General features: G+C 49.9%; 10 protein-coding genes, 1 tRNA gene and 1 pseudogene. 7 read left to right on the forward strand and 5 right to left on the reverse strand.

The features are described 5' to 3' along the window. Positions 1–18: 18 nt before the first annotated feature. From ACK5LI_RS00200 to ACK5LI_RS00230, 7 genes are all read left to right on the forward strand, one after another. The gene (locus tag ACK5LI_RS00200) at positions 19–945 is read left to right on the forward strand and encodes a hypothetical protein (protein ID WP_416945585.1); all 927 of its coding nucleotides are present in this window, start codon (positions 19–21) and stop codon (positions 943–945) included. A 563-nt stretch (positions 946–1,508) separates the two neighbouring features. Continuing rightward, positions 1,509–1,904: a hypothetical protein gene (locus ACK5LI_RS00205; RefSeq protein ID WP_416945587.1), complete on the forward strand. Its 396-nt coding sequence runs from the start codon at positions 1,509–1,511 to the stop codon at positions 1,902–1,904. A 15-nt stretch (positions 1,905–1,919) separates the two neighbouring features. After that, positions 1,920–2,699 (forward strand): hypothetical protein, encoded by a 780-nt coding sequence (locus tag ACK5LI_RS00210; RefSeq protein ID WP_416945589.1) that lies wholly within the window; start codon positions 1,920–1,922, stop codon positions 2,697–2,699. A gap of 62 nt (positions 2,700–2,761) precedes the next feature. Then, positions 2,762–2,959, forward strand: a complete 198-nt coding sequence (locus ACK5LI_RS00215; protein WP_416945591.1) for a hypothetical protein — start codon at positions 2,762–2,764, stop codon at positions 2,957–2,959. 4 nt (positions 2,960–2,963) lie between these two features. Continuing rightward, a complete protein-coding gene (locus ACK5LI_RS00220) occupies positions 2,964–3,161 on the forward strand; it encodes a hypothetical protein (RefSeq protein ID WP_027181074.1) in 198 nt (65 codons plus the stop codon). 126 nt (positions 3,162–3,287) lie between these two features. Then, a complete protein-coding gene (locus ACK5LI_RS00225; RefSeq protein ID WP_416945594.1) occupies positions 3,288–3,728 on the forward strand; it encodes a hypothetical protein in 441 nt (146 codons plus the stop codon). 11 nt (positions 3,729–3,739) lie between these two features. Beyond that, complete coding sequence (locus ACK5LI_RS00230) at positions 3,740–3,946, forward strand: helix-turn-helix transcriptional regulator (protein ID WP_416945596.1); 207 nt, start codon at positions 3,740–3,742, stop codon at positions 3,944–3,946. Here ACK5LI_RS00230 and ACK5LI_RS00235 read toward each other — a convergent pair. The 5 genes and pseudogenes from ACK5LI_RS00235 to ACK5LI_RS00255 all read right to left on the reverse strand — a co-directional run. After that, a complete protein-coding gene (locus ACK5LI_RS00235) occupies positions 3,901–5,091 on the reverse strand; it encodes a tyrosine-type recombinase/integrase (protein WP_416945598.1) in 1,191 nt (396 codons plus the stop codon). The genes ACK5LI_RS00230 and ACK5LI_RS00235 overlap by 46 nt on opposite strands. Before the next feature lie 165 nt (positions 5,092–5,256). Then, positions 5,257–5,341 (reverse strand) — tRNA-Leu (locus ACK5LI_RS00240). Between the two features lie 105 nt (positions 5,342–5,446). Next, a complete protein-coding gene (gene selD / locus ACK5LI_RS00245) occupies positions 5,447–6,499 on the reverse strand; it encodes a selenide, water dikinase SelD (protein ID WP_416945600.1) in 1,053 nt (350 codons plus the stop codon). A gap of 19 nt (positions 6,500–6,518) precedes the next feature. Then, positions 6,519–7,415, reverse strand: a complete 897-nt coding sequence (locus tag ACK5LI_RS00250) for a selenium metabolism-associated LysR family transcriptional regulator (RefSeq protein ID WP_416945602.1) — start codon at positions 7,413–7,415, stop codon at positions 6,519–6,521. A 149-nt stretch (positions 7,416–7,564) separates the two neighbouring features. After that, positions 7,565–7,714: pseudogene (locus tag ACK5LI_RS00255) on the reverse strand (IS200/IS605 family transposase); the annotation flags it as partial.

A 7,714-nucleotide genomic window follows, 5' to 3' on the forward strand; every position in this document is an offset into this window, starting at 1 on the left:
TTTAGGAAGCATAAAATTATGAACATGAGCAAAGCAAACTTCTCAATTTATTATGATGGTGCAGCCCTCAAAGACAGCAAGATGGACGTTAAAGAACTTGCTCCTGCATTGCTTGCTTTGGGAGAACTTCTTGAACATTCTAATGCCGTAATAAACGGGGATCGTTCCTCTGTACGAGTGAATGTTACGGCATTTCAGTCCGGCTGTTTCGGGGTAGACTTTGAAGTAGTTCAAAATTTTCTCAGTCATGTTCAGTCGTTGCTATCTGAAGGCAGTAAAGTGCGGGAGGCGCTAGAACTCTTAAACTTATTGGGCATTACTCCAGTGGCAGCAGCTTGTGGGCTATTTTGGCTTATAAAGAAAGCAAAAGGACGAAAACCTAAAAATATCAAAGTTCTTGTAAATGGAAATGTCATCTTTATATTTGCTTGTGAAGATGGGAGCGAAGAAGAAATTGAAGTCACCAAAGAAGTTGCAGCACTGTATAACAATGAAATGGTACGAAATGCAGTAAATCAGACAGTCTCCCCCCTGCGCAAGAAAGGAATAGACTTAATGTATTCACAGTCGAACAATGAAAAGACCCCACTTGCTACGAAATCCGATGTTGACTATTTTGCACTGCCAGAATCCGAAACAGAAGAAACTCCAATCAATGAAGAAGAGCAAGAGCGACTTTTTTCAATTCGATCCTTAAGCTTTGATCCTTCCAATAAATGGCGACTTTCTGACGATACAACAACGATCTGTGTAAAAATCACAGATCGCAAGTTTATACAACAGGTCGAAGACAATAGTGCAACGTTCTCGAAAGGCGACCTTTTAAAGGTTCGTTTGAAAACAATACAGAAAGAGGCTTACACGACTGGGCCTAAGACAGAATACGAAGCAGTCGAAGTTCTTGAACATATAAAAAGAACCCAACAGCTAAACTTCCCAACTTAATCCATACCCGCTTCGGCGGGTTTTTTTTCACCCCTTAGTTGTCTCTGGAAAACAAACACCTTGACTGCGTCGTTGTCTTTAGGCAACATAGACCCAACACGAACGACAAACCAGCCGAACACGACCCACGGGCCAAAGTAGGCAGACGGAGCGGCGTTTAGTGTATCGCCAGCAAGTACCGAGCACGGAAAGCCAACCATAGAGGCGGCGTACGACGGCAGGGAAAGGCGAGAAGAACATAGAGTCCCGCTATGCGGAGTGGCAGCAAAAGTAGGGTTGTCACTTGTTGCTATCCTCACACATGGCAATGGCGGCTGCGGATCAGCACCGGACAACCAAAGCGAAACAACTATTGCACCAGCGCCGAGGTAACTCGCGGCGCGGTTGTCCGGGTACCGCATGGCGGGATGCACAAAGCAGGAGTCAGGCAATGCTTAACTTTTTTTACAAAGTCACAATCGCGGTTTTTATCACCTTTGCATATGGGTGCGCCGTCAGCATAGGGCTGTACCTGACCACACCCATGCCATAGGGCGACCTGTAACCCTAACCGGAGAAACAGCGTGAATTACACCACACTGGAAAACCTGAAAGGCGGTGCGGCTATTGAAATGGTCAACAATGCACTGCTTGAGGTCTGGAATAACACCCTAGACCCGAACACTGATTCAGAGGCCAAGCGTTCGGTCATATTAAAGCTTGAGTTCAAGCCCTCAAAAGACCGCACGTCATCGCCTGTCACCATCAAAGTTGAAAAGAAGCTGGCCCCGCAATCAGCAGTAGCCGCACACGTCAACATCGGCACAGATGAAAACGGCATTGCCGCAGCATCCGAATACGGCAACCCCAATCAGGTTGAATTGCCCATGGGGAATGAGGAGCAGGAGCCCCCCAAGGCTAAGCTTGGCGATACCGGCAACACCCATAATGTAACGCCCTTTCGGGCCGCAAACGGATAAAAAGGAATAACCGTCATGCCCTCAACCAACATTGAAGAAGCTATCGAAATTCTGTTGCAGGCAGGCAAAGACATTGCGGCAGCAGACGTGGAGCGCAAAACCGCATTCATCACGCATGAACATGATGGTCGCCCGTACATCAAAGGCCACGACTGGAACCCTCTGCTGGAGCCGGAAGCAAAGACCTTGCGTGTAAACACGCTCAGCGGCATTTCCCGTTACCTGACAGACAACCCCGATGGCCTCGACCTGAACCAATTGCTTGTGCATGTGGACGATTACGAAACTGTAACAGTGCGCTCCATCCCCACCGGACCGCACAAGCAGCGCCCTGTATTCATGCAGGCAAAAGCGCTCATCCCGCAGCACCTGTTTTCCGATCCTGTGCGCCCCAATTACTACCCGCCGCAGGTATTCATTCCCTATCTGCAATCCTGCTTTGTAGAAAGCGACGACCTGAAAGCCGCAATCGACGTGTGCAGCAACATGGATGTAGAGGGCGGCGTTTCACAGGCTGATGATGGCCTTTCGCAAAAAGTCGCCGTCAGAAAGGGTGTAGTCACCAGAAGCGAGGTCAAAGTACCCAACCCTGTAGTGCTCTACCCCTTCTCTACCTTCATCGAAATTGACCAGCCGGCACGCAAAATGGTGCTGCGCCTTGCCGGCAACCTCGACGAAGGTTCCGGTTGCGCCCTTATCGAAGCAGACGGCGGCGCATGGAAAATCAGCGCCCTGTCCGCCATTGAAGCATGGCTTAAAAACAACCTGCCCGAAACTGTAAAAGTTATCGCGTAGTCCACATAACCGCACAGGGCGGCTTGCCCCCTGCCGCCCTGTGCAACACGATAAGGTACATCATGAAGCACCGCACATACACAGTAGAAGTCTGCATACACGCCAGCATCACAGTTCATGCAGCAGACGCCAATGCCGCAGGGGCCATTGCAAAGGCTCGCGCATTGACCGCAGCAGACCACCCTGCCGTTACCGTTCACGGTGTGGAAGTCGGGAATATGGAAGTAGAAGGCCAACAGGCAGCCACAGACGAGGGGTAAAAGCATGACCGAAACACAAAAAGGATTCTATCGCGGCTGGGGCGAACTGGCAGCATACATTGCCGATGTCCACGACAATCACGGTGTCATCGTAGAGGCCGCCGCAGAATTCGGCATTGAACCCGAATATCTGGAAGAATCAGGCTTGAACGAAAATGACGTTGCGGTCCTGAAAGACGTTCTTGGAGACAGCCAGCCATGAAAGCAGTGTTCATCATCACCATAGCCCTTTGCATCACATCACTGCTCAAAGGATCCGGCACAGCAGGCCGCCCGGCATACCCTGTCAAACGTGCCCTGCACGCCGGCAGACAAAGGAAACGCTGACATGTTCTATCCGGTTATCAGCATCAAACAGCCGTGGGCATGGCTCATTCTGCAGAGCCACTTCCCCCATGCCAGAAAGGATTACGAAAACCGGAACTGGCCCCTGCCGGAAAAATTCACCGGCAGGACGGTACTCATCCACGCCAGTGCCAGCCCTGCCGCCAAAGCAAGCGTGATAGGCGAACAGCTTCGCATCAGAGACTTTAACTGCACACCGCCCGTAGGCTTCTCGCGGCAAGGCATCGCGCTAACAGGCCACATCGTCGGCGCGGCTGTATTCTCCGGCTGCATACCGGCAACCGGCGCCCCGCCCTCTGCATGGTGCGAACCGGATGTAAAGTGGTGGTGGAAAATTGAAAAGGCAGTGCCCGTCCAACCGGTACCGGCAAAAGGATGGATGCAATTCTGGAAGTTTAACTACCCGCACAGGGTGGACATATAGAGGAGGAACCAATGGAGACTACGCACCAAGCTTACAAATACGAAAGGCTGGTTAGGCTGCCCGAAGTACTGCACACACTAGGAATCAGCAAAAGTACATTTTACGCAGGGATGCAAAACGGGCAGTTTCCGAGACCTCGCAAAATCGGTCGCTCCTCTGTATGGCCGGAAAGTCAGATCAAGGGCATTGTGGCAGCGACTCTGAGCGAATCCAGATAGTCACCCCATGCCTGCATCATTTTCCGGCGCTCATCTAAATACATTGCCCTGTTATATGCAGCGCGCACAGTGTTCCGCTCTGCATGGGCAAGCTGCTTTTCAATCACATCAGGCGACCAGCCCATTTCATTCAGCAATGTTGAGGCCATAGCTCTAAAGCCGTGGCCCAACATTTCTTCCTTCCCTATCCCCATATACGTTAACGCGGCATTTATCGTGTTTTCACTTAAAGGCCGCTGGCGCGACCGAGGCGAAGGCAACAGCAAACGCCCGCTTCCCGTTAAAGCATACAGTTCATGCAAAATTTGCAACGCTTGCTGTGAAAGAGGCACTAAGTGCTCTTCGCGCATCTTCATACGCCCGGCAGGAATCCTCCAAATTGCATTCACTAAGTCAAACTCTTGCCACTCTGCATTGCGCAGCTCACCTTGCCGTACAAACAGCAAGGGCAACAGCCGCAAAGCATAGCATGTTGAAAAATGCCCGGTGTAAGAGTCTATAGCAAGCAGAAGGCGTCGCACGTCTGCAGGGTTTGTAAAAGCGGGAGTTTTGCGGGTTCTGTGTGGGCGTAGTGCTCCCCTTAAGTCGCGGCACGGATCAGAGTCGGCATAGCCGCAAGCTACCGCATATTGAAAGGCGCGAGAGCACAACCCCAAAACAGCATGGGCTGTGTATGTTATGCCGCTGGATTCGATACGGCGACACAAGCGCAGTATGTCAGGCGGCATTACCTCTTTTATCGGCATGTTCCCTATTTCAGGAAAGACAAGGCGTTGCATCCGGGACAAATTATTTTGCCAAGTGCCCTCGGTTAGCACTACCTTTTGCTGCTCGTACCACTCGCGTGCTACGGCCTCAAAAGTACGCTCATTTTCCGTTCTGCGGATGTTTTTATACTTTGACGGGTCAATACCCTCAGAAAGCATCTTTCGTGCATCCTGAGCTTTCAAACGCGCTTCCTTTAAAGACACATCAGGATACACTCCCAAAGCAAGAAGCTTCTCCTTCCCTTGAAAGCGAAATTTCAAACGCCAAAGCTTTCCACCCGCAGGGGTGACTTCCAAATACAAGCCGCCACCGTCAAAGTAGCGCTTTTTCTTTTCAAGCGGCTTAAATCCCTTGATAGCTTTGTCAGTAAGGGGCATCTGGGGGTATCTCCTTTTGCTCCGAGGCAAGATACCCCCACAAATACCCCCACAATTTTACGGAAGTCAATAGATGTAGCCGGACACAACCGGACGACAAAACCAAGAAAGCCCGCGCCAGCCGTAGCTTTTGCGGACTTTCCAGTACTTCTGAAGAAGTGCTTGTGGTGCGAGAGAGGAGACTTGAACTCCTACGCGCTAAGGCGCTGGATCCTAAATCCAGTGCGTCTACCAATTCCGCCACTCTCGCACAGTATTCGACAAAGCAAGTGCATTGAGCACTCACATGTCGAAGGCGCGCACCTATACCACCACTACAAACCATTGGCAAGTAGTGAAGGACAAGAAACAATATTTAGTCAGGAAGAAGCTCCAAGGCTTTGTCGCCTTTCTCTGCCACTTCTCCAATGTGTGCAACGTATTCTCCGGCATCTTTAAGTCTGAGTATAGCTTCGTCCAGCCGTTCTTCCGGAACAGCCATTACTAGACCACCTGATGTCTGGGCATCAAAAACCAAATCAGTAACCACAGGCTGAACAGGCTCGGCAATATGAACTTTCGCTTCGCAGAAATGCTTATTCGCATAACTACCGGCAGGCACTAAGCCCATTTCGGCAAGCTCAACTGCCTGCTCAATAAGGGGGATACATTGGGACCAAAGACGCACAGTTTTTTGCGAAGCTGTCGCCATCTCTAGCAGATGCCCTCCCAACCCGAAGCCGGTAACATCAGTCGCAGCTTTAATCTTCATATCATGCAAAACTTTTCCTGCAGCGGCATTCAGATGTCCAGCCCAATGGAAAAGCAACTCCTCAAGCTGCTCTGCTCCGTCCCAGTTCGCTTTAACAGCAGTGGCAAGAACACCTGTACCAAGAGGCTTGGTCAAAAGGAGTTGATCACCAGCCTGTAGGGCTGCATTGGATGTATACCCATCAGGGTCAATAACACCTGTTACTGAAAGACCGTATTTTATCTCATCATCTTCAACACTATGTCCGCCGGCAAGGGCCGCTCCGGCTTCAGTAAGCGTATCAAAACCACCATGAATGATCGCCTGAAGAACTTCACGCGGCATACTCTTTATCGGGAAGCAGACGATATTCATTGCACACCAAGGCTCTCCGCCCATGGCATATACATCGGACAAAGAGTTCGCAGCTGCAATACGCCCGAATTTATATGGATCATTAACAATGGGCGTGAAAAAATCGAGAGTCTGAACCAAGGCCTTTCCGGCTGGGAAGCGCAAAATGGCAGCGTCCTCGTTATGTTCACGTCCAAGGATAACCCGACCATCAAAAGATTGATTTTTAGGTAACGAGGCTAATATTTGCTCCAAGTCCCCGGGAGCAATTTTTGCTGCTCAACCAGCGGCTTTGACTTTATCAACCAGCGTGATGCCGGACATACAATCTCCCACAAAAGATTTAAGCAGGAGTATTAACCTGCAAAAACTTCAGAAAATGCAGTGCGGCAGGAAACAACTGCCGACGTGAATGGTGAATGCTATAGAACTGACGGCGTACGTCAAGACCTGACACAGTCAACTCGACAAGCTCACCGCGATCAAGAAATTCCTGTACAGCCAAACGGGATGTAACACTAACACCAAGACCTGCTCGTACGCACTGAATAACAGCTTGCGAACTGTCTACACAAGCCACACACCTGAACGCACGGGTATCAAGCCCGATAAGAGCAAGAGCAGCTGAAAATGTTTTCCACGTACCGGAACCGGCTTCACGTAGTATCCAAGGAAGCTTGCCTAAAGCATCACCTGAGAAGCTATTTGAAGGAAAGGAAAACGAAGGAGCGGCTATCACAATCAATTCGTCATCGATGATGGGTGAAAAAACTATATCTTGCTGCTGCGTATCGGCTCCTACAACTCCGATAGTAAGTTCGCCTTCAGCAACACGCCTGATGATCTCTTCCGTATCGGCAGTGCGAAGCTGTAGCTGAACATCAGGAAAAGAGCGCATATACTCTGACATTACTGCGGGAAGCATATACTGTGCGGGAATAGTGCTCGCACCAACTAACACTTCGCCCGTTATAACGTCCTGCAACTGACTTATTTCAAGATGGGCAGCATCAAGACTGGCAAAAGCTGCCATCGCGTGACGATATAAAACTTCTCCTGCCGGAGTTGGAAGCACCCCCCTTCCCATCCTGTCAAGCAGACGAACATCGAGTTCCTTTTCAAGAGAAGAGACATGAGCGCTGATTGTTGGTTGAGAAAGGAACAACTCCGTGCCGGCTTTTGAAAAGCTGCGCAACTCATATACCTTACAAAAAGCTTCTAAACGTCTAAAATCAATCATGCCTATGCAATACATCGACTAAACAAATAGTGCAACAAACAAAAAAAGATACCCCCCAGCATAGCTGGGGGTTCTTCATATGCGCCTATAAGGCTTTCTTACTAGCAGCGCCCTAGCAGGCGCACGTTCGTCTGGCATCTGCATCTCTGTTACTTGCGACCCGTAAACGGGTTTCCAGAATATGGAAGAGATAATTGATCACCAAGCTTATCATGCTCAAGTTGGTGCCTAATGTAATCTTGTATCTTTGCCTTATTTTTTCCAACTGTATCTACGTAATATCCACGGCACCAAAACTC

This window comes from Oleidesulfovibrio sp. (assembly GCF_047973035.1).
Classification (GTDB): Bacteria; Desulfobacterota; Desulfovibrionia; order Desulfovibrionales; family Desulfovibrionaceae; genus Oleidesulfovibrio.